Source organism: Pseudarthrobacter sp. ATCC 49987, from assembly GCF_009928425.1.
In the GTDB taxonomy this organism is placed as follows: Bacteria; Actinomycetota; Actinomycetes; order Actinomycetales; family Micrococcaceae; genus Arthrobacter.
On sequence record NZ_JAABNS010000001.1, the window covers coordinates 1,205,801 to 1,231,956 of the forward strand.

General features: G+C 67.4%; 20 protein-coding genes. 14 read left to right on the top strand and 6 right to left on the bottom strand.

Annotated features, from left to right (window positions below):
- Nucleotides 1-2: 2 nt before the first annotated feature.
- Nucleotides 3-632, top strand: a complete 630-nt coding sequence (gene rsmD, locus GXK59_RS05625; protein ID WP_160665039.1) for a 16S rRNA (guanine(966)-N(2))-methyltransferase RsmD — start codon at nt 3-5, stop codon at nt 630-632.
- On the opposite strand, the gene GXK59_RS05630 is transcribed toward rsmD, so the two are convergent.
- From GXK59_RS05630 to GXK59_RS05640, 3 genes are read right to left on the bottom strand one after another with little or no spacing between them, the layout of a single operon-like run.
- Nucleotides 629-1,411 carry a spermidine synthase gene (locus GXK59_RS05630; protein ID WP_202129063.1) on the bottom strand — a complete coding sequence of 261 codons (783 nt, stop codon included), beginning with the start codon at nt 1,409-1,411 and terminating at the stop codon, nt 629-631. The two genes, rsmD and GXK59_RS05630, sit on opposite strands and share 4 nt — an antisense overlap.
- On the bottom strand, nt 1,411-2,607 hold the full coding sequence (locus tag GXK59_RS05635) for an aminotransferase class I/II-fold pyridoxal phosphate-dependent enzyme (RefSeq protein WP_160669019.1): 1,197 nt from the start codon (nt 2,605-2,607) through the stop codon (nt 1,411-1,413). The genes GXK59_RS05630 and GXK59_RS05635 overlap by 1 nt, the downstream gene beginning before the upstream one ends.
- An 8-nt stretch (nt 2,608-2,615) precedes the next feature.
- A complete protein-coding gene (locus GXK59_RS05640) occupies nt 2,616-3,473 on the bottom strand; it encodes an SDR family NAD(P)-dependent oxidoreductase (protein ID WP_202129064.1) in 858 nt (285 codons plus the stop codon).
- 48 nt (nt 3,474-3,521) lie between these two features.
- Between GXK59_RS05640 and coaD the strand changes: the two genes are divergently transcribed.
- From coaD to GXK59_RS05680, 8 genes are all read left to right on the top strand, one after another.
- Complete coding sequence (gene coaD / locus GXK59_RS05645; protein WP_160665041.1) at nt 3,522-4,022, top strand: pantetheine-phosphate adenylyltransferase; 501 nt, start codon at nt 3,522-3,524, stop codon at nt 4,020-4,022.
- 174 nt (nt 4,023-4,196) lie between these two features.
- Complete coding sequence (locus GXK59_RS05650) at nt 4,197-4,721, top strand: YceD family protein (RefSeq protein ID WP_084507086.1); 525 nt, start codon at nt 4,197-4,199, stop codon at nt 4,719-4,721.
- A gap of 36 nt (nt 4,722-4,757) precedes the next feature.
- Nucleotides 4,758-4,961, top strand: a complete 204-nt coding sequence (gene rpmF / locus GXK59_RS05655; RefSeq protein WP_009356569.1) for a 50S ribosomal protein L32 — start codon at nt 4,758-4,760, stop codon at nt 4,959-4,961.
- A 21-nt stretch (nt 4,962-4,982) separates the two neighbouring features.
- Nucleotides 4,983-5,762: a ribonuclease III gene (gene rnc, locus GXK59_RS05660; protein ID WP_237393796.1), complete on the top strand. Its 780-nt coding sequence runs from the start codon at nt 4,983-4,985 to the stop codon at nt 5,760-5,762.
- Between the two features lie 9 nt (nt 5,763-5,771).
- Nucleotides 5,772-6,731 (top strand): bifunctional DNA-formamidopyrimidine glycosylase/DNA-(apurinic or apyrimidinic site) lyase, encoded by a 960-nt coding sequence (mutM, locus tag GXK59_RS05665; protein WP_160665043.1) that lies wholly within the window; start codon nt 5,772-5,774, stop codon nt 6,729-6,731.
- A gap of 132 nt (nt 6,732-6,863) precedes the next feature.
- Nucleotides 6,864-7,568, top strand: a complete 705-nt coding sequence (locus GXK59_RS05670) for a hypothetical protein (protein WP_160665045.1) — start codon at nt 6,864-6,866, stop codon at nt 7,566-7,568.
- Between the two features lie 4 nt (nt 7,569-7,572).
- Entirely contained in the window at nt 7,573-8,865 is a 1,293-nt protein-coding gene (locus GXK59_RS05675; RefSeq protein WP_160665047.1) for an MFS transporter, read from the top strand.
- Nucleotides 8,866-8,906: 41 nt separating this feature from the next.
- On the top strand, nt 8,907-9,890 hold the full coding sequence (locus GXK59_RS05680) for a TolB family protein (protein WP_237393797.1): 984 nt from the start codon (nt 8,907-8,909) through the stop codon (nt 9,888-9,890).
- Between the two features lie 83 nt (nt 9,891-9,973).
- Here the strand turns inward: GXK59_RS05680 and GXK59_RS05685 are convergent, their stop codons facing one another.
- Complete coding sequence (locus GXK59_RS05685; RefSeq protein WP_160665051.1) at nt 9,974-14,734, bottom strand: DUF4082 domain-containing protein; 4,761 nt, start codon at nt 14,732-14,734, stop codon at nt 9,974-9,976.
- Between the two features lie 366 nt (nt 14,735-15,100).
- On the opposite strand from GXK59_RS05685, the gene smc reads away from it, so the two are divergent.
- Nucleotides 15,101-18,697 (top strand): chromosome segregation protein SMC, encoded by a 3,597-nt coding sequence (gene smc / locus GXK59_RS05690; protein ID WP_202129065.1) that lies wholly within the window; start codon nt 15,101-15,103, stop codon nt 18,695-18,697.
- Between the two features lie 62 nt (nt 18,698-18,759).
- Nucleotides 18,760-19,983: a signal recognition particle-docking protein FtsY gene (gene ftsY / locus GXK59_RS05695; RefSeq protein WP_160665053.1), complete on the top strand. Its 1,224-nt coding sequence runs from the start codon at nt 18,760-18,762 to the stop codon at nt 19,981-19,983.
- A gap of 96 nt (nt 19,984-20,079) precedes the next feature.
- Here ftsY and GXK59_RS05700 read toward each other — a convergent pair whose 3' ends face one another.
- A complete protein-coding gene (locus GXK59_RS05700; protein WP_160665055.1) occupies nt 20,080-21,327 on the bottom strand; it encodes an MFS transporter in 1,248 nt (415 codons plus the stop codon).
- Nucleotides 21,328-21,574: 247 nt separating this feature from the next.
- Here GXK59_RS05700 and GXK59_RS05705 point away from each other — a divergent pair, with 247 nt between their 5' ends.
- The 3 genes from GXK59_RS05705 to GXK59_RS05715 all read left to right on the top strand — a co-directional run bounded on the left by GXK59_RS05705 (nt 21,575) and on the right by GXK59_RS05715 (nt 24,662).
- Entirely contained in the window at nt 21,575-22,939 is a 1,365-nt protein-coding gene (locus GXK59_RS05705; RefSeq protein ID WP_160665057.1) for an ammonium transporter, read from the top strand.
- A complete protein-coding gene (locus GXK59_RS05710; protein ID WP_024366371.1) occupies nt 22,936-23,274 on the top strand; it encodes a P-II family nitrogen regulator in 339 nt (112 codons plus the stop codon). Before GXK59_RS05705 ends, GXK59_RS05710 begins: the two co-directional genes overlap by 4 nt.
- A gap of 215 nt (nt 23,275-23,489) precedes the next feature.
- Nucleotides 23,490-24,662 (top strand): acyltransferase family protein, encoded by a 1,173-nt coding sequence (locus GXK59_RS05715; RefSeq protein ID WP_160665059.1) that lies wholly within the window; start codon nt 23,490-23,492, stop codon nt 24,660-24,662.
- Nucleotides 24,663-24,709: 47 nt separating this feature from the next.
- On the opposite strand, the gene GXK59_RS05720 is transcribed toward GXK59_RS05715, so the two are convergent.
- Complete coding sequence (locus GXK59_RS05720) at nt 24,710-26,086, bottom strand: glucose-6-phosphate dehydrogenase (protein WP_443094263.1); 1,377 nt, start codon at nt 26,084-26,086, stop codon at nt 24,710-24,712.
- Between the last annotated feature and the right edge of the window lie 70 nt (nt 26,087-26,156).

Below are 26,156 nucleotides of genomic sequence, written 5' to 3' on the forward strand. Positions count from 1 at the left end.
CCATGAGCCGCATCATTGCCGGGGCCGCGGGCGGAACCACCCTGGTCAGCGTCCCCGGATCCCTGACCCGGCCCACCACGGACCGGGTCAAGGAAGCGCTCTTCTCCCGGCTGGACGCCTTCGAGGTGATCGCCGACGCCCGCGTGCTGGATCTCTACGCGGGCTCCGGTTCACTCGGCGTGGAAAGCGCCAGCCGCGGGGCGGAGGCCGTGGACCTGGTGGAATTCGACGGCAAGGCCAGCGAGGTCTGCCAGCGCAACGCGGACCTGGTCAACACCGTCGCGGGGCGCAAGGTGGTCTCCGTGCACCGCTCCAAGGTCGAATCGTTCCTCGAGCGGACCCAGGAAAGTGCCCGCTGGGACCTGATCTTCCTCGATCCGCCCTACCCCCTGGATGAACCGGCGCTGGCCGGGGTGCTGGCCAAGCTGCTCCCGCACCTGGCCGAGGGCGCCGTCGTCGTCGTCGAGCGCTCGTCCCGGACCCCCGAACCGTCCTGGCCGGACGGGATGGAGCGGTTCGCGGAACGGAAGTACGGGGAGACGAAGCTCTGGTTCGCCGAACCCGGCGTGGAAGAGGGCCCGGCGGCCGCGACAGAGGCAGAACCCGAGGTAGAAGCGGAGCGCGACAGCTAGTCCGACACCGCGTCCAGCGCGACGCCGGACAGCACCTTCGCGGGGTGCGGCCCGCGGGCGGTGAGCGCCGCGGTCCAGACCTCCGGCCACGGTCCCTGCGTTCCGGTCAGGATGATGTTGCCGGGATAGCGGCCGCTGAACATGCCCGCCTCGGCGAAGGCGGCGACGTCGGTCATCGCCCGGCGCAGCGCGGCCACCTGGCTCCGGACCAGCGTGAGCCCGGGCTCATCGCCCACATTGACAATCAGGACCCCGCCGGGGCTGAGTTTCGCCGCCGCCTCGAGGTAAAAGTCCGTGCAGGCGATGTGTTCCGGCGCCTCGGGTCCCGAGAAAATGTCCAGGATCACGACGTCGAAGCGTAGCTCCGGGGGGAGCCCGGCGAGGGAGTCCCGCGCGTCGCCGATCAGGGTGTGCAGCTCCGTGCCGTCCGGCAGGGGGAGCTGCTGCAGCACGAAGTCCAGCAGCTCCCGCTCCAGCTCCACCGCGTACTGCACGGAGCCCGGCCGGGTGGCCTGGATGTAGCGCGCCAGCGTCAGTGCCCCGGCCCCGAGATGCAGGGCCGTGATGGGTTCGCCCCACGGTGCCGCGAGGTCCACCACATGGCCGATCCGGCGCAGGTACTCGTAGAAGATGTCCGAAGGATCCGCGAGGTTGACGTGCGACTGCTCCGCCCCGCCGATGCTGAGCACGAACCCGCCCCCGGTGAAGGCATCCGGCTCGATCGTCGCGTGCTGTCCGGTGGTGCGCAGGAAGCGGGCGGCCGCGGGGGTCTCGGCCATCAGAGCCTGTCGCGGAGGGTCGCGAGCCGTTCCGCGGCCTCCTGCAGGACGTCAATCCGCTTGCAGAAGGCAAAGCGCAGCAGGCTCCGGGTGCGTTCGGCGCCTTCCGGGTGGCAAAAGACCGGCACCGGAATCGCCGCGACCCCCACCAGCGCGGGCAGCCGGCGGGCCAGGTCCACAGCATCGGTGATGCCCAGAGGGGCGGTATCAACATTGACGAAGTACGTTCCCTGCGGCGTGAAGACGTCCAGTCCTGCCGCCCGCAGGCCCTCGCTGAGGATGTCGCGTTTGAGCTGGAGGGTATCGGCGATCCCGGCATAGAACTCATCCGGCAGGCCCAGCCCGGCCGCGATGGCGCTCTGGAACGGGGTACCGGAGCTGTAGCTCAGGAACTGCTTCACCGTCCGGGCGGCGGCGACCAGGTGCTCCGGACCGCTGAGCCAGCCGATCTTCCAGCCGGTAAAAGAGAAGGTCTTCCCGGCGGAGGAGATGGTCAGGGTGCGCTCGGCGGCGCCCGGCAGGGTGGCCACCGGGATGTGCCGGGCACCGAAGGTCAGGTGTTCGTAGACCTCGTCGGTGATGATGACGGCGTTGTGCCGGGTGGCGAGCTCGACGACGCGTTCGAGCACCTCGCGGGGGAACACCGCGCCGGTGGGGTTGTGCGGGTTGTTGACCAGTACCACCCTGGTGCGGCTGCTGAACGCCGCTTCGAGGGCGTCCAGGTCCGGCATGAAGTCAGGGGCCAGCAGCGGCGCCGTGACGTGCCGGGCGCCCGAAAGGCCGATGATCGCGCCGTAGGAGTCATAGAACGGCTCGAACGTGAGGACCTCATCGCCCGGGCCGACCAGCGCGAGCAGCGCGGCAGCGATGGCCTCGGTGGCGCCGGTGGTGACGATGATTTCTGTCTGCGGATCGGGCTCCAGGCCATAGAAGCGTTCCTGGTGCAGGGAAATCGCCTCACGCAGCTCCAGGATGCCCTTCCCGGGGGCGTACTGGTTGGCACCGGCGGCGATGGCGGCCTGTGCAGCCGCCTTGATCTCCACCGGGCCGTCCTCGTCCGGGAAGCCCTGGCCCAGATTGATGGCTCCGGTCTGGAGCGCGAGGGTGGTCATCTCCTCGAAGATCGTAACGCCGAGGGTGCCGTCGGGGGAGAGCAGGTTGGCTCCGGTCGCGGTCCGCTGCCACGGCAACGGCATCGGGGTGCTCACTTGGAGCCCGCCTTCTCGCCCCGCCCGGTGAACTTGTCCATCGTGGAGTAGATCCCGAAGACCTTCCCGCCCACGAAGTCCCAGGCCCGCACCGGCAGGATGCCGCGCAGGACCTTGCCCAGCTGCGCGGTCGCCGGGGCGATCAGTTGCGGCCGTCCGGCGGTGGTAGCCCGCCATGCCCGGTCCACGGCGTCATCCGGGGTCATCAGCGGCGTCAGCAGCGGGCCGCGTGCGCCGTCGAACATCCCGGTGGAGATGTAACTGGGGCAGAACGTCGTCACGGCGAGGTGGCCGTAGCCGTGCTGTTCGAGTTCCAGCCGGAGCGAATCGCTCCACCCGATCACCGCCCACTTGGACGCGGCGTACACGCTCATCCTCGGGTTGGAGACGGTACCGGCGGCGGAGGCGATGTTCAGGATCCGGCGCGGCCGCCCGGCGTCGTCCATCATGCCCGGCAGGAATGCGTGGGTGACGTACATGGGCGCCAGCGCGTTGATGTCCATGGTCAGGGCGATGTCCCGCTCCGGGTGGTGGTCCCAGAAAAGCGCGCCCCGGACGATTCCTGCATTGTTGACCAGGAGCGTCAGCGGCCCTTCCTCCCGGCACGCCTCCGCGGCGTCGGCAATCGCCGCGCGGTCGGAAAGGTCCACCTGGCGGACGACGGCGCGCGCGCCGAGCGCGTTCACTTCGGCGGCCGTCTCCGCCAGGCCGTCGGCGTCGACGTCCCAGAGAATCACGACGCCGGCCCCCTCACGGGCCGCTCGCAGGGCGTACAGGCGGCCCATGCCCATGGCGGCCCCCGTCACGAGAACCACGCCCCCGGACACGGTGAATGGAATGCTCGATGCTGACATTCAGCCATGTTATCCCGGCCTGCGGCGGCAATACGGTAGGTTCGAAGGATGAGACGCGCCGTATGCCCTGGCTCCTTTGACCCCATCCACAATGGCCACCTGGAAGTCATCGCCAGGGCCGCAGGCCTCTTCGACGAGGTCATCGTCGGTGTCTCCACGAACTACGCCAAGAAATACCGCTTCACCCTCGACGAGCGCATCGACATGGCCAGGGAAACGCTGGCGTCCCTGCGCGGGATCGTCGTGGAGCCGGTGGGGGAGGGACTCCTCGCCGAGTACTGCCGCCGGCGTGGCGTGTCCGCCATCGTCAAGGGCCTGCGTTCCTCCTCCGACTTTGACTATGAACTGCCGATGGCGACGATGAACCGCCAGCTCACCGGCGTCGAGACCGTCTTCCTGCCCGCGGAGAGCCACTACCTCCACTTGTCCTCAACGCTGATCAAGGAAGTGTTCACCCTGGGCGGCAACGTGTCCGAGTTCGTGCCCCGCTCGGTGCTGAAACGGCTTCACGCGGGCGAGGCGGACCAGGACCAGCCGCACAGAGGGTAAGCTTGATCGGTACTCGGCGGCCTGCTGCCGGTTGCGCGGCCCGAATCCGAAGCGGCCTGCGGTGTGAACCGCAGGCATGCCCCCGGTTTGAGTCCGTCCGGAAGATCAGGCTAAGATAGTACGTCGGTCATATGTTCAACAGGAGTTCTCATTAAACGAGATGCTAGTTCGCCCTTGGTGTTTGACGTCAAGGACCTCGGACGCAGTCCGGGAAGCATGCGGACGCTGACAGAACATGTACCCGCACCAGGTGATCTTGGTGTGGCGCTCATCGGTGTGCAGGAAGGCTCGGATGTCGAGCTGGATCTGCGGCTCGAGGCCGTACACGAAGGAATTCTGGTATCAGGAACCGCGCACGTCGAAGTTACTGGCGAGTGCGGCCGATGCCTGGATCCCCTTGCGTATGACCAAGAGGTCGATGTGCAAGAACTTTTCTTCTACGAGGACGCTGTGTTCTCGGATGAGGAAGACGAAGAAGAGCAACGTCGAGTCGAGCACGATCTGATCGATCTTGAGCCGGTGTTGCGGGACGCAGTTGTAACCATGCTGCCGTTCCAGCCGGTGTGCCGGGAAGACTGCCAGGGCCTTTGCTCCGAATGTGGAGTTCGCCTGGAAGACGAGCCGGGGCATCACCACGAGGTGGTAGATCCTCGCTGGGCTGCCCTAGCTGACTTGGCTAAGCCTGACCGGCAAAACTGATTTGTAAGTGTTGGACTAGAGAGAAATGAGTTAGCCGTGGCTGTCCCGAAGCGGAAAATGTCTCGCTCGAATACCCGCGCCCGCCGCTCCCAGTGGAAGGCAACTGCCCCCCACCTGGTGAAGACTGTCGAGAACGGCCAGGTTACGTACAGCCTGCCGCACCAGGCAAAGGTCGTTACTGACTCGGCTGGCACCGCGCTGTTCCTTGAATACAAGGGCCGCAAGGTCGCAGACGTCTAATCCGCCAACTGGCTGACTAAGATGTCTTCAACTGAAGAGCTTCTGAAGCGTCTCGGTGTCACTATTGACGCCGGGACGCTTCGTCTTGCGCTCACACACCGTTCCTACGCCTACGAAAACGGCGGCATACCCACCAACGAACGTCTCGAGTTCCTGGGCGACTCCATCCTGGGGTTCTCGGTCACCGACGCGCTGTACCGTGACAACCCCACGCTGCCCGAAGGGGACCTGGCCAAGCGCCGCTCCGCCGTCGTCAGCACCCGGGCACTCGCGGGCATCGGCCGCAGCATCGGGCTTGGTGAGTACATATATCTCGGCCAGGGCGAAAAGCTCACCGAGGGCAAAAACAAGGCGTCCATCCTCGCGGACACCATGGAGGCGCTCATCGGCGCCACCTATGTCTCCAACGACATTGAGACCGCGCGCCGGCTGGTCATGCGCCTGGTCGGGCCCTTGCTCAAGGACGCGGCCGCCCTCGGCGCGGGCACCGACTGGAAGACGAGCATCCAGGAGCTGGCGGCCAGCCGCCAGCTCGGGACAATCAACTACGCCGTGGAGGGCTCCGGGCCGGACCACGCCCGGACGTTCGAGGCCATCCTGCGGATCGGCGGCAACGACTACGGCTCCGGCTCGGGCAACTCCAAAAAGGAGGCCGAGCAGGAAGCGGCCGCAGACGCCTGGCGCAGGCTCTCGGCGCCGTCGGCGGCTGCTGCGCCCGACACGGCCGCTGTGCCCGACACGACGCCGGCCGCATCGCCGGAACCCGACGCGCAGCAGCTGCAGTCCCAGACCGGCGCCTAGGCACGCCCTGTGCCTGAACTGCCCGAGGTCGAAGTTGTCCGCCGCGGCCTGGTGAGCTGGGCGCGGGGCCGGACCATCACCGCCGTTGAGGTGGTGGATCCGCGCTCCGTCCGCCGGCACACACTTGGCCCGGAGGACTTCGCCGGCAACCTTGAAGGTGCCCGTGTCCTGGACGTGGTCCGGCGCGGAAAGTTCCTCTGGCTCCCGCTGGCTGATACGACCCCGGGGGATCCCGTTGCAGCGGACATGCCCGCCGTGGCACTCATGGCGCACCTGGGCATGTCCGGGCAGCTGCTGATGCAGGACTCCGCTGTTCCGGACGAAAAGCACCTGAAAGTGCGGCTGGAGCTGAGCCCCGCTGACGGTATGCCGGACCAGCTCCGGTTCGTGGACCAGCGGATCTTCGGCGGGCTCTTCCTCACCTCGCTGGTCCCCACGCCCGACGGCGGACCCGGTGGGCTCGCCGAAACACCGCTGCCGCTGATCGCCGAGGAAGCCTCCCACATCGCGCGGGACCCGCTGGACCCCTATTTCTCCTTCGAGGAGTTCTACCGGCGGCTCCGGACCCGCAAGACCGGGCTCAAACGCGCCCTCCTGGACCAGGGGCTAGTTTCCGGAATCGGCAACATCTACGCGGACGAGGCCTTGTGGAAGGCGAAGCTGCATTATGCCCGCCCCACGGACACCCTGCGCCGGGCCGATGCCCTCCGGGTACTGGAAGCCGCCCGCGAGGTCATGACGGATGCCCTCGCCGCCGGCGGGACCAGCTTCGATTCGCTCTATGTCAACGTCAACGGGGCCTCCGGCTACTTCGACCGCTCGCTCAACGCCTACGGCCGCGAAGGCCTGGAATGCAAGCGCTGCGCCGCGGCCGGCCTGGTTAGCCTGATGAAGCGGGAACAGTTCATGAACCGCTCATCGTACTCGTGCCCGGTCTGCCAGCCCCGGCCCCGCAACGGGCGCTGGTAGGTACCGGCCGCAAAAGACAAGTAGTACTACTCTTCCGAACCATGCATCCCGCTGAAAGACTGTGCCGATGAGTGTCAGGGGAGCAGGGACCGTGGTTGCAATGGAAGCCTTTGCCGGGGCCGGGGAAAGCCGGTGATAGCCAAGCGGCTGGTCATCGCGGGGGTTGGCATAGCGGCGGTCCTCGGAGGAACCGCCGTCGTGCTCGACCAGGTGACGGCAGGACAGTCCGCTGATTCGCGTTCCGCGCCGGTGGCCGGCAGCAGCCCGACAGCCTCCGGATCCGGTGCGGACCCCGGTACAGCCGACGCAGCCACAGCGGCGGAAGCCGGCGGAGCCGCAACGGCGGAAGCCACTGGTGCCGCGGCCAAGCCGGCAGAGGGTTCAGCCTCGGCACCGGCGGGGCGTGAAGTCCTTCCCGCCGTGAGTCCGTCGCCGTCCGGGCTGCCCATGCCGCCGCCTCCGGCTCCCCTCATCAGCCTGCCCCTGCCGGCGACGGCATCAGCCCAGGGCAAAATCGTGGACGGGTTCCCCGCGGACGTCATCGCGTTTCCTGAGGGTACGGTGGTTGTCTCGACCGGTGTGTCCTCGGCTGAGGGCTCCCTGCAGATTTCCGCGGACGCCATCGCCGCGTCCAGCCAGGCCTCAGTGGTGGGGCACTTCCAGCAGATCCTGGGGCCCCTGAAGTTCTGGTCCGAACCCGTTCAGGCGGCGGAAGGACAACAGTCCATGCGGTTCAGCCGGGGCAATGATTCAGTGACTCTCACGACCTCAACGACGGGAACGGGGAGCACCCGGTTCATGCTGTTGGCAAACCTGCATGCGGCGGCAGGCGGGTAGCGCCATGTACATCTCCATCTCGGACCGCAACGGCGGCAAGAGAGACCTGGCCGGCGCGGACATAAGCCCGGCCGGGCCCCGGGGAAAGCCCTTCCGTCTCTCCCCGGTGATTCTCTGCCTGGGCGTGGTCAGCATGCTCACCGACGTATCGTCCGAATCCGTCTCCGCCATCCTGCCCCTGTACATCACCGGATTCCTGGGCCTGTCCACCATTGCGTTTGGCATTCTCGATGGAATCAACCAGGGTGCGAGCGCCATTGTCCGGATCGCTGCCGGCCATGCGTCCGACCGCCTCGGGCGCCCCAAAAGGGTGGCCCTCGCAGGTTACGGCCTTTCCATGGTGGCCCGGATGGGCCTCCTGTTCGCCAGCGGATTCTGGGCCCTGACCGGGGTGGTGACGGCGGACCGGATTGGCAAGGGCATCCGAACGGCCCCGCGCGACGCACTGATCGCGGTGTCAGCCCAGCCGGAATACCTGGCGCGGCATTTCGGTGTGCACCGGATGCTGGACAACATCGGTGCGGCCAGCGGGCCGCTGCTGGCCTTCTTCATCCTGATGCTGGTGCCCAACGGCTATGGCATTGTCTTTGTGGTCTCGCTGGCGTTCGCCGCAATTGGTGTCGCAGCGCTCGCGCTCTTGGTGCCGAACCTCAAAACAGGGGAGCCGCGCGGCTCAGGGCCGGCCAGCAAAACCAGGCCTGCGTGGGGTTTCCGGTGGCGGTTGCTCCGTGAACCGGGCATAGGCCGGCTGCTGGTCGCCGCCGGGATTCTGGGCCTGCTCACGGTAGGGGACGGCTTCATCTATCTGGTGCTGCAGGACAGGGACTCGTTTGCTGTGCAGTGGTTTCCGCTGCTTTACGTGGGAACGAACGTGGTCTTTCTGGTCCTCGCCGTTCCGCTGGGCCGCCTCGCGGACCGTTGGGGCAAGGCGCGGGTGTTTGTGGCAGGGCACGTCGCACTCCTTGCCTGCTACCTGCTGGCTGCGGCGCCGCTGGGCGGCCTGGGCCCTACCGTGGCCTGCCTGGTTCTGCTCGGGGCGTTCTACGCTGCGACGGACGGCGTGCTGGCTGCGTTGGCAAGCCAGCTTACTCCGCCTGACAAACTTGCCACGGGACTCGGGGCAGCACAGACCGTGGTCGCACTCAGCCGGATGGCCGCCTCGGCTGGCTTTGGCGTCCTCTGGTTTGCGCTGGGTCCCTCCACCGCGATGACGGTGGTTGGCGGTTGCCTCGCCGCGGCTGTCGCGGCGTCGTGGTTCATCCTGCGCGGCGGCCTGCGGCAGAGGACGGCAGTTTGACCCCGGCGGGAAGCACATCGCGGTGGGGGATCCTGTTGCTCGTGACTGCGCTGGTCATTGCCGCCGCCGGAACCTACGCGGCGATTGCCTTCGGGCGTTTTCAGGAGAGCATGGCGGCGGCGTCGTCGGCACGGGTGGCATCCGGCGGCGCCGTGCTGACAAAGGCAGCCGTCCTGTTCCGCAACACGGCGTCCGGGCAGGGCTACGGGATGATCGGCACAGTCCCGCTGTCCGAACCTGCCGGCGAGCGGTCATTGACGGAGGTTGCCTGCGACAGGGTGTACGGCACGCTGCAGGACATTGTCTGCCTGAAGACCAACCGCGGCCTGGTCACCAACTTTGAAGCCGTACTCCTTGACCCGGACTGGCAGCAGAGGCGGAGCTGGGCGGTCCCGGGCATCCCCAGCCGCACACGGATGAGTGCGGACGGCTCCCTCGTGGCCACAACGGTGTTTGTCACCGGGCACTCGTACGGCAGTGCGGGCTTCTCGACGGAGACATCCATCACGGCGGCGCAGGGGGGCGGCGGAACCGGGAGCCTTGAAGACTTCGCGCTGCTGGTTAACGGCACCCGCATCACGGCGGCAGACCGCAACATCTGGGGCGTGACCTTCGTTCCTGGCCAAAGCGACAGGTTCTACGCGACGGCAGCATCCTCCGGCCGTATCTGGCTTGTGAAGGGGAGCATTTCGGCGCGCACCCTCACGGCAGTCCACGACGGCGTGGAGTGCCCGTCGATCTCTCCCGATGGCACCCGGATCGCGTACAAGAAGAACACCGGCGGCCCGCTGGCCGCGCACTGGCGGGTCGCGCTGCTGGACCTGGCCGCCGGGACGGAGACCGTCCTGTCCGAGCCGCGCAGCGTGGATGACCAGATCGAATGGCTTGACGACCGGACACTGCTCTACGGACTCGCCCGGGACGGTGCCGCGGGCGACAGCGACATCTGGCAGATCAATGTGGATCCCGCGTCCCGTTCCTCCCTCTACATCGAACACGCCTGGTCGCCGTCGGTGGTGCGCTGACAGGAGCTTCCGCCACCCATCGATTGCTCCACAACGGCCCTTATCAGGCCTCAAAAGGGCCGTTATGGAGCAGCGGATGGGGGTCAGGGCGCGGCAGGTGCGAAGACGATATCGACGAAGTAGTTGGTGGCGTTCCAGGAGTTCGTCGGCATGGAGCCGCCGGACCCGTATTGGTACAGGCCGTTGTTCGGGCCCGCGGCTGTCAGGACGCCGTTGGTCCAGGGTTCCGCGAAGAACGCCGCTGTGTAGGGATAATTGCCGTTGGGAGCCAGGTAGGACACCACGTAGCTCTGTCCGGGCTCGAGTGCGACCGGAGCAGCAAACGTGGCCGTTTGCCAGCCGGAGGCTGTCTCGCCCGTGAATGTCACCTGGGCCAGCTGCTGCCCGGCGGCAGTCCACAATGAGCCGACATGCGTTCCCGTGTTGCCAGCGCCTTTGTAGAACCTGACGCCGGTGGCATTGCCCGACGCCGACACTGAGAAGGCGGTGCCCAGCTCAATGGATGACGTGTCCCCGGTTGCGGCCGGGACGGCAGGGAGCAGGGATCCGAACAGCGACTGTTCCGCGCCGGCAGGATTGGATGTGGTGAACTGCCAACTGAGCGGAGCCAGCGCGGCGCCTTGCGTGGAGACGACGTTGCTGACGCTGGCTGATATCACCGTGGCCGCCGGAAGCGGTTGTGCCGGCGAGAACGTGATCGTCCGGGCGTCCGCCGACAGTGCGGACGCGCCGCTGACGGCGGCACCGTTGGCTGACAGTCCAAAGGTGAAGCCGTTCTGGACGGGCGCTGACAGCGTCACCGACGGTTTGGATGTCAGGGGGAACCCGAGGGAATCTGCCGCAGGCACCAGGGCTGTCGCGGTGAGTGGCGGCACCGATACGACGAAGTCCACGTCCACGAGGTAACTTGCGTTCGAGGAAGATGACGGGAAGTCGCCGTTGTACGTGTAAGCACCTGCGCCGGCGGCCGCACGCAATGGTCCGCTGGTGAGTGCGGATCCGAACCCGCCCGGTGTCGCCGAATAGATGCCGGTGGGTGTGCGGTAGGCGGCCACATATTCCGTGTTCGCCGCGATGTCCACGGGCTGGCTGAAGGTGGCTGTCTGCCATCCGGACGAGGATTCTCCAGTGAAGGTGGCCGTCGCCAACTGCTCACCGGCGGCGGTGTACAGCGCCCCGGTGTGCGTTCCGGTGTTGCCCGCGGCCTTGTAGAAGCGGATGCCCGTGATCTTGCCGGGGGCATTGCTGGCGAAGCGTACGCCCAGCGTGAGGGGCACCCCGTCATTGAATTCCGGGACGACCGGGGTCACGGTGTCCTGGTACAGCGAGCACGGGCAGACCCCGTCGGACCGCGGGGACGGAACGGTCGTGAAGGTCCAGCTGCTGCCGGCGCTGAGTGACTGGCCCGTCGTCGAGGTTGCCGCCAAAGTAGCCGTGTAGCTGGTGGCAGCTGCCAGGGCTGCCGCCGGCGTGAAGGTCACTTTGCCCGTCGCCGAGTCGTAGCTGGCGGTGCCGGGAACATCGACAGAGCCGGGACCTGTCAACGTCAGCGCCACACTTGACCCGGCGGCAGGCTTGGACAGGGCAGCGGAGACCGCGGTATCCAGGGCAATGCTCGAGGAGCCGGGAAGCGGTGTCTGCGCGCCGGCCACGAAGGGCAGTTCCGGGTACTGGACCACGACGTCAACGAGGTAGCTGGCTCCGGAACGCGCACCCGGGAAATCGCTCGTGTAGGAGTAGGCTCCGGCGTCGGACGCCGTTCTCAGGTTTCCGACGCTCAGTCCGGATCCGAAGCCGTTCACGGTGGCCGAGTAGGCTCCGGTGGTGCTCTTGTAGGCCATGATGTATTCGGTATTTGCCGTCAGGGCAATGGGCTGGTTGAAGTTCGCCGTTTGCCAGCCGGAGCTACTCTCGTTTGCGAAGGTGACAGTAGCGAGCTGCTGTCCGGACACAGTGAACAGGCTCCCGGTGTGTGTGCCGGTGTTGCCCGCTGACTTGTAGAAGCGGACTCCGGTGACAGTCCCTGCAGCAACGCTGGAGAAGCGGACCCCGAGGGTCAGCGGCACACCGTCCCTGACCTCCTGGATCCCCGGGACGAGCGCGTCGTCATAGAGGCTGCAAGGGCAGCTTCCCGGAACCGGCGGAGAGACCACAGTCGTGAAGGACCACGTTCCACCGCTGGTTACAGCCCCGCCGCCCGCGTCCGTGGCGCTGAGCGTAGCGGTGTAGGTGGTACCGAGCGCCAGGACAGCCGCCGGGGTGAAAGTGACCTTCCGCAGAGTGGAGTCGTAGCCGGTGGTGCCCGCCACGGCCGTGCCGTTCGCCGTGAGCGTCAGTTGCACGCTCGAATCCGTGACGGCCTTGGAGAATACCGCCCCCACTGTTGTGGCCTGGGGGACGCTCGAGGAGCCGTCCAGCGGCCAGTGCCCGGAGGCCGTCAGGTCGGAGGTGTCGACGGTGTCAAACAGGGCATCCACGAAATAGTTGCCGTTGTTGTAACTGTTCGACGGAAACGACCCCGGAGCGGCGTACACACCGGCCGGAGGGCTCCCGAATCCGCCGGCCACGGTCAGGGGCGGGGCGGTCAGGCCAAAGTTGGCCCACTGGTTGTCCTTGCTGGCATAGTGTCCGCTCGGAGCGGTGTAGGAGACGACATACTTTTGGCCGGCGGTCACCGCCACCGGCTGACTGAAACGTACTTGCTGCCAGCCGGACGCCGTTTCCGCGGTGAAGGTGGCCGTCGCAAGCCGCTGGCCCGCAGCACTCCAGAGCGAACCGTTGTGGGTTCCTGTATTGGCGGCGCTCTTGTAGAAGCGCGCTCCAGTGATGAAACCGTCCACGCTGGGTGTGATGTTCAAACCAAGCTCATATGCGCCGCCGTCCTGGGCATCAGGCACGTCCGGTGCCTGCTGGCCGAAGACGGAGTACGGTCCGGTCAGCAGCAGATGACGGGTTAACGGTGCGCCGATGTTGGCGCTGTCGTCCACGGCGCGCACCTGGATGCTGGCCGTGGCAAGGCCCTTCTGGATATAGGTGTAGGACCAGCTTTGTTTGCCGTCGGCGCGCCGCCAGCTGGTTCCCCCGTCGGTGGAGACTTCGACGCCGGCGACGATGCCGCCGGCGTCGCTGGCCGTTCCGGACACCGTGACGGCCGTGCCGTGCGGGATGCTGGCACCCTCGGCAGGGGAGGAGACCGCCACTGTCGGGGGCGCCGTGTCGCTGCTGGCCGACGCGGCGGCAAGGGCCGTGTCGCGGGTGGCGGGCTGGGCGCCCATGTCTGCCAGCAGGTTGATTTGTGCCTGCTGCATCCGCGGATCCGCGGGCGCGCCGTCGCCGTCATGCTGCTGGTCCAGGCCCCACGTCCACTGGACCGAACCCGCGGAGAAGACCAGAGCTCCGCTGGGGGCCCGGTACATGGTCAGGTGGTGCGTAGTGGATCCGGGCAGCACGGTGTTGCCGAAATCCTGCAGATACTGGGGGGATGTCCCCGTGGTGGTGGACAGCCGGATCAGTCCCGCCGGCCTGAACCCGTTGTCGACGTCCTCATTGGATTCGTAGCCCACCGTGTGCGGCGCCAACTCCGCGGAGCTTCCGGCGGCGAGTGTTGCCAGTGTGGTGTTGCGCCAGAGACGCGATTTTCCCTCGGCGGCGCTGACGGTGACGGGCAGGTCCGTGTAGTTGGACATGTACATCGTCCCGGTGAGTGCGTTTTCCGGAAGGCCGCCGCCGTTGGCCTGCGCGGCGAACCTCGGATCGCGCCACGTGCCGGTCCACTGCGTGCTGGGGTCAATCTTGCCGCCGGCCCAGGTCTCCTTGTAGGAGGTGATGGTGCGTCCGGCTGCACCGTCGACCGGGGAAGGCTCCAGCCGCGTCCGCCAGTACACTTCGTTGCCCGAGAGGAACTGCAGATTCACGCCGGCGTCGCGGGCGGCCTCCACATTCGCCCGCTGGGCACCGGACCAGTATTCGTCGTGGCCCACGGAGAGGAACACCTTGTGGTTGAGCAGCTGGGCGCCGTTCCGGTCAGTGTCCACTCCACTGATGTAGCTGACGTCGTAGCCGTTCTTTTCCAGGAAGCGGACCAGCGGGTACTCGCTGCCGAAGTAGAAGTCGCGGCCGTCCACGGCGCCACGTGTGTTGACCGGCCGGTTGTAGCTGATTTTGTAGGCCCGGCCGTTCTGTGCGCCCTGGTAGAAATCCGAGCCGCCGTAGTCGTTGTAGGCCTGCCACGACGTGTCGGAGGTCTGGAAGACGACGTTGGAATGGCTGCCATCCGAGCGGACAATGAAAGTGATGTGGCTCTGGCTGCCGTTGTCCGGCCGCGTCAGGAGGGCGACATACACGCCGGAGACGGCGGACGCGGGAACCTGCCAGGTAGCGGACACCGCCCAGGTTCCGCAATCGTAGAGTTCCGTAGTGACGTCAGAGAGGCATTGGGGTTGTGTTTGCCGGAATGCCGCCGGGGTCACATCGGCGATCTTGCGGGCGCCGAGTCCCTGGTACCAGCCGGTCCGGTAGATGCCGATCGTGTAGTTGGCCACGGTGGTGTCCACCTTGAAGCTGATCGGCTGGCCCGCGTTGACGCTGATGTCGGTCGCGAATCCCTGAATGTCGGCATCACCGGCACCGGATATGTCCCATTCCGAGGGTGGGCTTCCGGGCTTCGAATTCTCACACGCCACGGCGTTCAGGACCGGGGAGCACGGATCCGCAGCGTTGGCGGACGGCAGGAGCGCCGCCGGCGCAGCGACCGGCAGGAGCGCTGCAACCAGTGCGGCGACAACCAGCCGAATGGCGCCTCGTGTGAGTGCTTTCAGCGATCGACCGGCTGGGGATGCGGACATATGAACTCCTGAGTGAGTACGCTGTGGCGGTATCGGGCCGGCGCATCGTGCACCGCCCTGTGCCGCACCCCCCCGGGGCAGCCAACCAAGTTATCCAGTTGTCTTCCAACATCGAGTTGCCAGCCAAACACCCCCCTTGCGCCCGCGGCCGGGACACAGAACCAACTGCGTCCTGCCAGGTCGGGACGGCGTGAGCCCGCCGGCCCGAGCAGCACCAAGCAACTCTTCGCCGTCAGCCTAGGGTTCCGCGCGGAGAGCCAGCAAAAGAATTCCTTGGGAAAAGCCTAAATCCGCTGATTTTAGGGCTGTGGCGGTAGATTTAGGGCGGGAGCAGCCGTTTCCGCCAGCCAGGAGATCCGAAATACCTTGCACCTCAAAAGCCTGACCGTCCGGGGATTCAAGTCCTTCGCTTCGGCGACGACTTTCGAATTCGAACCAGGCGTCACCGCCGTCGTGGGACCCAACGGCTCGGGCAAGTCCAATGTGGTGGACGCCCTGGCCTGGGTGATGGGTGAACAGGGCGCCAAGACCCTGCGCGGCGGTAAAATGGAGGATGTGATCTTCGCGGGCACGTCCGGGCGCCCGCCTCTGGGCCGCGCCCACGTCTCGCTCACCATTGACAACACCGACGGCGCCCTGCCGATCGAGTACAGCGAAGTCACGATTTCCCGCACCCTGTTCCGCACTGGCGGCTCGGAGTACGCCATCAACGGCGCCGGCTGCCGTCTACTGGACATCCAGGAGCTCCTCTCGGATTCCGGCCTGGGGCGGGAAATGCACGTGATCGTGGGGCAGGGGCAGCTCGACAAGGTGCTGCACGCCACCCCGGAGGACCGGCGCGGTTTCATCGAGGAAGCCGCTGGCATCCTCAAGCACCGCCGCCGCAAGGAAAAGACCGTCCGCAAGCTCGAAGCCATGCAGGCCAACCTTGCACGCCTCAGCGACCTCACCGGCGAAATCCGGCGCCAGCTCACGCCCCTGGGCAAACAGGCCGAAGTGGCACGGCGCGCCCAGACCGTCCAGTTCGAAGTCCGGGACGCACGCTCCCGCCTCCTCGCCGACGACCTCGTCCGGCTGCAGTCGGCCCTGGCCCAGGACGTCGCGGACGAAAGTGCACTCAAAGCCCGGCGGGGCGTCGTCGGGCAGGAACTCGAGCTCGGCAGGCGGCGGCAGGCCAGCCTCGAACAGCTCGCCGCCGAAGCCACCCCCACACTCAACGCCGCCCGCGACACCTGGTACCAGCTCTCCGCCGGGCGGGAACGGCTGCGCTCCCTGGGCTCCCTCGCCGAGGAGCGGCGCCGGCTGCTTGGCGCCTCGGACGCCGTCCCGGATACCGGCCGCGACCCCGACCAGCTCGACCGGCAGGCCGCCCGCGTCCGTGCTGAACAGTCCGGGCTGGAGCGCCAGATCGTGGAGCGCCGCAGCACCCTGGACGCCGCCACCGCCGCCAAACAGGACGCCGAAAACGCCGCCGCCGCCGAGGACAAGCGCCTCGCGTCCCTGCTCCGCGCCGCCGCGGACCGCCGCGAGGGCCTCGCCAGACTGTCCGGGCAGGTGGGCGCCGCACGCTCCCGCGTCGAGTCCGCCCAGGCGGAACTCGGCCGGCTCCGTGAATCCCTCAAGGCAGGGGAGGAACGCCGCAGGCAGGCCCATAGCGAGTTCACCGCCCTCGAATCCCAGGTCGCCGGGGTGGAAGACGGCGAGGAAACCCTCGACGCCGAGTACGAGGACGCCAGCATGGTGCTCGACACCATCGCCGCTGAGATCGACGCGCTGCAGGCGGCCGAACGCGAAGGCGAGCGGGAACGTGGTGCCCTCATGGCCCGCCGTGACGCCCTTCAGCTCGGACTGAACCGCAAGGACGGCTCGGATCACGTCCTTGGCTCAGGAATTCCCGGCGTGATCGGGTCCCTGGCGTCCATGATCACCGTGGAACCCGGCTTCGAGACGGCCATCGCCGCGGCCCTGGGCTCCTCCTCCGACGCCGTCGTGGTGCAGGACGGCGAAGCCGCGGCCACCGCCGTCGAGCGGTTGAAGAACGACGACGCCGGCAGGGCCGCCCTGCTGCTGGCGGGCACAGCCGCCGCCAGCACCGCCCCCGGCCAGCAGCTTCCCGCCGGCGCCCGGTGGGCGTCCGGTCTGGTCACGGCCTCAGGCACGGACGACGCCGCCCCCCGGCTGCCCCTGTCCGCACTGCTGGCGGGCATCGCCGTCGTCGAGGGCCTGGATGACGCGGCACAACTCCTCGCTGGCCGCCCGGAACTGACCGCCGTCGTGACCCGGGCCGGGGACGTGCTGACCGCCCTGACAGTGAACGGAGGATCCGCAACGGTGCCCTCGCTGATCGAGGTGCAGGCCGCCGTCGACGACGCCTCTGCGCGGCTTGCCGCGGTGACCGCCGAGCTGGAACGCCAGCGTTTCGCCCTCGCCGCCGCGCAGGCCCGGCGCAGCGCGGCACAGGACCGTGCCGATGCGGCCCTGGAGCGACTCCACGATTCGGATGCCCGGCTGGCGGCCGTGGCCGAACGCCTGGGGCACCTGAACTCCGTGCTGCGCAGTGCCGTCGGCGAAAGCGAGCGGCTCGCCGCCTCCCTCGCCAGGGCCGAGGCCAACATCCGCACCGAACAGGAGTCGCTGGAGGCCGTGGCGGCACGGCTGGCCGCCGCCCAGGAAGCACCAGCGGAGGAGGAGCCCTCACCGGAACACCGGGACGCCCTCGCCCTGGCCGCGTCGCTGGCCCGCGGCGCCGAGATGGATGCCCGGCTCGCCCTGCGCAGCGCCGAGGAACAGCTCACGGCCACCCGCAACCGGGCGTCGTCGCTCGAACGCGCCGCCGCCACCGAGCGCCGCGCCCGCGAGGAAGCGGCCGAACGGGCACGCCGCCGCCGGCTCCAGGCCAAACGGGCCGCGGCCGTCTCCGCCGCCGTCGCCCGGGTGGTCGGCTTCATCGACGTGTCCGTCGAACTTGCCCGGCAGGAGCGCGACAGCGCCGAGGAACGCAAGGAACAGATGGACGTCGAGCTCGCGGCCGTGCGCAGCAGCAACGATGCCCGCGCCCGCGAACTGGCCGAACTGACCGACTCCGTGCACCGCGACGAACTGGCCCGCACCCAGCAGCGCCTCCGGATCGAAGCCCTGGAACTCAGGAGCGTTGAGGAACTGGGCCTGACCGCCGCCCAGCTGGTGGCGGATTTCGGCCCCGACCAGCCAGTCCCCGTGCCCGCAGGGGAATCGGCGGACAAATGGGCCGCCCTGCGCGCCCCGGTGGACGAGGACGGCCGTGAGATCATCGCCGGCAAGCCCTTCGTCCGCGAGGAACAGGAGAAGCGGCTCAAACGGGCCGAGCGGGACCTGTCAGCCCTGGGCCGGGTCAACCCGCTGGCGCTGGAGGAATTCGCCGCCCTCGAGGAGCGCCACCAGTTCCTGAGCACCCAGCTCGAAGACCTCAAATCCAGCCGGAAGGACCTGCTGGACATCATCAAGGAAGTCGACGAGCGTGTCCAAAAGGTCTTTGCCGAGGCTTTCGAGGACACCTCGGCGCAGTTCGTCCGGATCTTCGCGCGGCTCTTCCCCGGCGGCGAGGGCCGGCTGGTCCTCACCGACCCCTCGGACATGCTCACCACCGGCATCGAGGTCGAGGCGCGCCCGGCCGGCAAAAAGATCAAACGGCTCTCACTGCTCTCCGGCGGCGAACGGTCGCTCACGGCGGTGGCCTTGCTCGTGGCGATCTTCAAGGCCAGGCCCTCACCGTTCTACGTCATGGACGAGGTCGAAGCGGCCCTGGACGACACCAACCTGGGCCGGCTCATCACTGTCTTCGAGGAGCTGCGCGAATCCAGCCAGCTCATCATCATCACCCACCAGAAACGCACCATGGAGATCGCGGACGCCCTCTACGGCGTCACGATGCGCGGCGACGGCGTCTCCACGGTCATCAGCCAGCGGCTCGGCGCCCAGGTCTGAGGCGCGCCCGCCCGCGTTTCCAGGCCCCGCGGCCGCTTTCCGGTTTGTGAGAAGCTAGGGGAGTGAACGACATCCTCCCCATTCTCCTGCCCATCCTCGCTGCCCTGGTGGTCCTCGGTGCGCTCATTCCGGTCCTGATGAAGACCCGGAAGAACATCACCAACTACCCCGGAAAGCGTGATGAGAACGATCCTGTGAGGCCGGGTGCCGGCGGCGGGACCCTCCTCGAGGACCGTCCCGCACCGCCGCGCGAACGCGTGTCACCAGACGACGTAGACGGCGCCGTCGACCTTGCAGGCCCGGAAACAGTCGAAGTCCCGGACACCGTCGCCGGCCTGGAAACCGTCCCGGTGGAAACGCCGCTGCCGGTCGCCGGCCGCCTGGTCCGCCTGCGCGAACGCCTCGTCAAGTCCAACAACATCCTCGGCAAGGGCCTGCTGGCACTGCTCTCAGCGGACAAGATCGATGAGAACGTCTGGGACGAGGTGGAGGAGACCCTCCTGCTCGCCGACCTTGGCACCGAGCCGACCCTGCAGCTCGTGGACGCGCTCCGCGAACGCGTCAAGGTGCTCGGCACCCGCTCCCCGGAACAGGTCAAGGCCCTGCTTCGCGAGGAACTCATCAAGCTCGTGGACCCTACGATGGACCGCACGCTCCGCGTGGAACGCCACGCCGACAAGCCCGCCGTCGTGCTCGTGGTGGGCGTCAACGGCGTCGGCAAGACCACCACGGTGGGCAAGCTCGCCCGCGTGCTTGTCGCCGAAGACAAGGATGTCCTGCTCGGTGCCGCGGACACCTTCCGCGCCGCCGCCGCCGAGCAGCTCGCCACCTGGGGCCAGCGCGTCGGCGTCCCCACCGTGAAGTCCGACGTCGACGGCGCGGACCCGGCGTCCGTCGCCTATGAAGCGGTCAAGGCAGGCATCGACCAGGAAGTCGACGTCGTAATGATCGACACCGCCGGCCGCCTGCAGAACAAGACGGGCCTGATGGACGAGCTCGGCAAGGTCAAGCGCGTCATCGAGAAGCTCGCCGAGGTGGACGAGGTGCTCCTGGTCCTGGACGCCACGACAGGCCAGAACGGCCTGAACCAGGCCCGGGTGTTCGCCGAAGTCGTGAACGTCACCGGCATCGTCCTGACCAAACTGGACGGAACGGCCAAGGGCGGCATCGTGGTGGCCATCCAGAAGTCGCTCGGCGTCCCGGTCAAGCTCATCGGCCTCGGCGAGGGCGCGGACGACCTCGCCCCGTTCGACGCCGAGAGCTTCGTCGACGCCATCCTGAACTGAGGGCGTGCCTCCCACAGAGGCAGCCCTCTGGCCCGCGGATGCCGTCGCTGACAACGACAGCCGCCGCGGGCCAGTGGCGTTTAAGCGGGGCAGGAGTCAGACGCTGCGCGTAGCCGGCCGCTGGAACGTTTCCCGGGCCAGCAGCCAGCCCGCGGCGGCCGCGACCAGGACGCCGCCGGTGACGCCGAAGGCCCAGCCGTAGCCCAGCCGGTCGGCGAGGAGTCCGGCGAGGACCGGTCCGATGATCGCGCCGCTGTCTGCCGTCATCTGGAAGATCGCGAGCACCCGGCCGCCCGAGCGCTCGTTGCCAATCACGTCGGCCATGGCAGCCTGCTGGGCGGGGCCGAGCAGTCCTGACCCGATGCCGGCCACGGCGGTCGCCGCGAGGAACCAGGGCAGCTCGTGGGTTAAGCCGATGGCTGCCGTGGCGGTTCCGGTGACCAGCAGCCCCGAAATCATCATGGGTTTCCGGCCCAGGCTGTCGGCGAGTTTGCCGGAGAACGTCAGCGCCACCGCGTTGGCCGCGGCGAACATGGCCAGGGCCCAGCCCGCCGATTCCGGGCCAGCGTTCAGCGCGGCGACCGCGAAGAGAGGCACCGTGGCCATCCGCACGCCGAACGTCGCCCAGCCGTTCGCGAAGCTGGAGAACAGCCCCGCCCGGTACGCGCTGTCCCGAAGCGCCGCACGCAACTCCATCGCCGGCGCCGTGGACCCGTCCGGGCGGGAGGCGGCCGGCACATGGCTCAGCTGGGTCTGCACCACCAGGGCCGCCAGGACCAGGGCGGCCGCGTAGACGAGGAACGGCACCCGCAACCCGAAGCCGGCCAGCAGGCCGCCCACGACCGGCCCGCACACATTGCCGATCAGGAACGCCGACGCATACGCCCCGGAGACCCGGCCGCGGCTCTCGGGCGGCGCCAGCCGGACCACGAGGGCCATCGATGCGACCGTGAACATCACCGAGCCGGCACCGCCGAGGCCCCGGAAGATGAGCAGCTGCCAGTAGTCCTGCGCGAAGGCGCACGCCGCCGTCGACGCCGCAACAATGAGCAGTCCGGCCACGTAGACCGGCCGTTCCCCGAGCCGCACAATCAGCGCGCCGCCCGCGGGGGCGAACACCAGCCGCATAAACGCGAAGATGCTCACGATCACGGCGGCCGCCGTCGCACCGACGTCGAACGTGGTGGCGAACTGGGGGAGGACCGGGGCCACCAGACCAAAGCCGAGGGCGATCAGGAAGGCAGCTACCAGCATCACCTTGATGTCCCTGGGCAGCACCGCCCTGCCGCTGGTCCGGGTGCCTGCCTGGGCCGGGGATCCCGCGGGGCGGGGGGACTCACTCATGGTGAAGGCTTCCTGGTCTTGTGGGCGCGTGGGAGGGGATGTTGGAACGCGTGAAACATAACCGTAACAAGAAGGATTTGCACCATTTACTTCCAAGAGGTTCTTGTAACCCCCCGGCAATCTAAATCCTCCGCCGGCGAAACACGCCCCCGACAAAATCTTCTTAGAACGCAAACCGCGTTGAGGCACGCGGAGAACTCCGCAACAACAACTTCTCGATCGCATCCAAGCAAGGAGGACGTGCACCATGGAACTTACCGCAGGTCACGTATGGCTGATGGTGGCAGCAGCACTTGTGCTGTTCATGACACCAGGACTCGCATTTTTCTACGGCGGCATGACGCGCGCCAAGGCTGCACTGAACATGATGATGATGAGCTTCATCTCCATCGGCATGGTCGGTGTGGTCTGGGTGCTCTGGGGCGCCTCGATGAGCTCCGGTGAGGGCTTCCTGCAGATGGTGGGAAACCCGTTCGCCACCTTCGGGCTCGAGGGCATCAACACCCCTGACGGACTCATCAAGGTCGGCTACGCAGCCACCTTCGCCATCATCACCGTTGCCCTGATCAGCGGCGCGATCGCTGACCGCGCCAAGTTCGGCGCCTGGTCCGTGTTCGTCCCGGTCTGGGTCACCCTGGTGTACTGCCCCCTGGCCTACATGGTCTGGGGCGGCGGGCTCTTCGGTCCGGAAGGCGCCATCGGCCAGGCCCTCGGCCCGGCGATTGACTTCGCCGGCGGCACGGTCGTCCACATCAACGCCGGTGTTGCGGCGCTGATCCTCGTGCTGATCATCGGCAACCGCAAGGGCTTCGGCAAGGACCCCAACCACCGCCCGCACAACATCCCGTTCGTGATGCTCGGTGCCGCAATCCTGTGGTTCGGCTGGTTCGGCTTCAACGGCGGCGCAGCAACAACCGCGGAACAGGGCGGCCTGATCTGGGTCAACACCCTGGCAGCCCCGGCCGCGGCAATGCTCGGCTGGCTCGTCACGGAGCGCATCCGCGACGGCCACCCGACCTCCCTTGGTGCCGCATCCGGTGTGGTTGCCGGCCTCGTCGCCATCACCCCGGCCTGCGCCAACGTCAGCCCGGTCGGCGCGCTGTGCCTCGGCCTCGTCGCCGGTGTGGCCTCCGCGCTCGCCGTCGGCCTCAAGTTCCGCTGGGGCTTTGACGATTCGCTCGACGTCGTGGGTGTCCACCTCGTCTCGGGCATCATCGGCACCGTGGCACTGGGCTTCATCGCCCTCCCGGTCGAGGGTGTCGGCGGCGGCCTCTTCTACGGCGGCGGTTTCACCCAGCTCTGGGCCCAGCTCGCCGTAGCCGGCATCGCCATCGCCTACTCCGCGGTGCTGACCTCGATCATCGCTTTCGCGATCCACAAGACCATGGGCTTCCGGGTTTCCCCGGAGCAGGAAGTGGTGGGCGTGGACCTCAGCCTGCACGCCGAAACCGCCTACGAATTCGGAGTCGGCGGCCACGGCGGAAGCTTCACCCCGCTGCACGAACTCATCACCGGCAAGGCCCAGGCCGCAGCGGCCCCGGCCGCGACGGTGGACCCGACGTCCAACGGCAAGAAGACCGCAGCAGCAGGTAAGGAAAGTGTGGAGGCATGAAACTGATCACAGCAATTGTCCGGCCGGAAAAGCTCGACACTATCCGCGAAGGGCTTGAAGCCTACGGCGTGCAGGGCCTCACGGTCAGCGCGGCCAGCGGCTACGGCCGGCAGCGGGGCTACACCGAGGTGTACCGCGGCGCCGAGTACAACGTGGACCTGCTCCCCAAGATCCGGGTAGAAGTCCTGGCCACCGACGAACAGGCGGATGACATCCTGGATGTCATCATCGCCAGCTCTAACACCGGCCGGGCCGGTGACGGCAAGGTCTGGACGATGGATGTGTTCGAAGCAGTGCGGGTCCGCACCGGAGAACGCGGATCGGCCGCCATCTAACATTTCGAAACTGCAGACAAGCCCCGATTGCCGTGGACTTCAAAAGTCCACGGCAATCGGGGCTTTCGCGTATTCCGGCACGTCAAATCCGCTGACGCACGGGCCGGATTGCCGTAGGCTGGCGGCACTGAGCGGAGCCTGTACGCACGGGCATACCCCAGCTGGCGCCGTCGTTGGAGGAAAAGATGGAAGCTACCCGCCCCCGCTACACCTCATTGGACGGACTGCGCGGTGTCGCTGCCGCAGCTGTCGTCGTCTGCCACGTCGTTATCGCGGACGGGAGGGCCGGTGCCATCTACGAGCTGGAGAACACCGGCCAACTGACCCTCTTCGAGCAAATCATGCACTATTCCCCGGCAAGGATTCTCTGGGCCGGATCCGAAGCAGTTGTGGTTTTCTACGTACTTAGCGGATTCGTGCTGGCGCTGCCATTCGCCCGCAATCACGGCCAGCCGTGGCGGTACTTCTACCCGAGGCGTCTCTTGCGCCTCTATTTGCCGGCTATCGCCAGCCTTGTATTCGCGTATCTGACCACACTGGCGGTCACCCGTTCGGTGCTGCCGGACGCCGGCCTGTGGCTTAATGAACACGCTGAGAAACCCAACGGTCTCCTGCAGGTCCTGCTGGGATCCTCACTGATGGCAGGCTGGGGTGGGCTGAATACTTCCCTGTGGTCATTGCGGTGGGAAGTGATCTTCTCGCTGTTGCTGCCGCTGTTCCTGCTTTTCGCCGTAAGGTTCAAGCGCCTCCTGTGGCTCAAAGTAGCCAGCGTCATCGCGTTCTGTATCTTGTGGCGGCTCGCGGGCGTCTTCTATCCCGACCTCGTGTATATTTCCGTGTTTGCCCTGGGTGTGCTGATGGCCTACAACACGGACCTTCTCCGGGACTGGGCGCAACGTGTTCCGGCCTGGGGATGGATCCCGGCGCTTGTGGTTTCGGCGGTTCTGATCACCAATTCCTGGCTGATTGCCGGAATTGATCCGAACTCTCCTCTGCGCGCTGGCTGGATCGGACCTGCAGCGGCTGGCGCTGTAATACTCGTGTTTGTCGTTGCCCATTGGGCACCGGCCGTCCGTCTCTTATCCTCCACCGCTGTCCGCTGGCTTGGAACGATTTCTTTCAGCCTGTACCTCACGCAGGAACCGGTCGTTGTCGCACTGGGGTTCCTCACCCATGGGCAGTCACCTCTTTGGCTTCAGCTACCGCTGGTTGCCGTGGTCTCACTCCTGATCGGCTGGCTGTTCTACCTGGGAGTGGAGAGGCCCTCGCATCGGGTAGCACGCAGATTCGGGCTCGCCCGGCAGCAGCGGGAAGAAGCGGACCTGGCGAGGAAGTCAACGCCGGCAACCGTCCAGCAGACACAGGGCGACCTGACCGGCACGTCCTGACGCCAGCGTCCAGGCGCAACTTTGACGCCCGCCCCTGCCCCGGAAATTCAGGCGGGCCAGCCCTCCGGCCCGGCGCTCCCGGCGGCGTACTCCTCCAGCGGTGCGCTGTCCCTGGCCCAGGCCCTGAGGACAGGCTCCAGGATCCGCCAGCAGTCTTCGGCGGTATCGGCGCGGACGGAGAGCAGGGGATCGCCGGTCAGGACACCCTCGAGGACTTCCCCGTACGGCAGCAGCTCGGAGGCGCTGAGCTCAGCCTCCAGGGTGGCACGGTCCAGGCTGAGGACGTCGCCGGGGCCGTTCACGTCGACGTCGAACTGCAGTGTGTCCGGGCCGAAGCCGATCCTCAGCTGGTTGGGGGAGTCCACCCCGGTGAAGCCTCTGGGCAGGTGCGGCACCGGCCGGAAGGTCACCACGGCCTCCTTGCGTTTGATGCCCAGGGCCTTGCCGGAGCGCAGGATGAACGGGACGCCCTGCCACCGCCAGTTGTCGATCGCCACTTCCACCTCGGCGAGCGTCTCCGTGCCCCGGTGCGCGTCGACGCCCTCTTCCTTGGCATAGTCCGGGACCGTCCGGCCGCCCACCGACCCCGCGGTGTAGCGGGCGCGGCGTGTGTTCTTTGCATAGGGTGCCTTGATGCTGCTGGCCCGCAGCACCGTGGCCACGGCGTCGCGGAGGTCCCGCTCATCCACTGAGGCCGGCGGCTCGATCGCCATCAGGGCCATGATCTGCAACAGGTGGCTCTGGATCATGTCGCGGAGGGCGCCGGCGCCGTCGTAATAGCGGGCGCGCCCCTCCAGCGCGAGGTCCTCGTCGAAGACAATCTCGACCTTTTCGATGTGCCCGCGGTTCCACACCGGCTCCAGGAAGGTGTTGGCGAAACGAAGTCCCAGGATGTTCAGCACCGTTGCCTTGCCCAGGAAGTGGTCCACCCGGTGGATGTGGTCCTCCGGCACCAGGGCGGCCAGGGTCTGGTTGAGGTGCCGGGCGGACACCTCGCTGGAACCGAACGGCTTCTCCATGACCAGCCGGGTCCCGGCGGGCACCTCCCCGGGAGCCAGCGCCTCGCAGGCCAGCTGGCTGACGCGCGGCGGCAGGGCGAAGTAGACGGCCACGGGCCCCTCCAGCCGGGCCAGCAGACCGGCCAGTTGCCCGTCGGCCGTGACGTCGAGCTGATGGTAGCTGGTGGTTTCGCGGACCCGCTTCAGCTCCCGCCGCCCATAGGCCTCGGTCTGGGAATTGGCGTCGGCAAAGGACTCCTCGATGCGCTCGAGCCACTGCTCCGGGGTCCAGGCATCCGAACCGGCGCCGACCAGTGTCAGCCCGTCGGCGCGTCCCCGGGACACGAGCCGGGCAAGGCCCGGCAAGAGCAGCCTGCCGGTGAGGTCGCCCGAGGCGCCGAGGATGAGCAGGGTTTTTACTGTCATTTGGCTGGTCACCTAAGCCAGCATGCCATCTTGAAGGCGCGTCTTGGTACCCTAGATAGTCGAGTCCCGT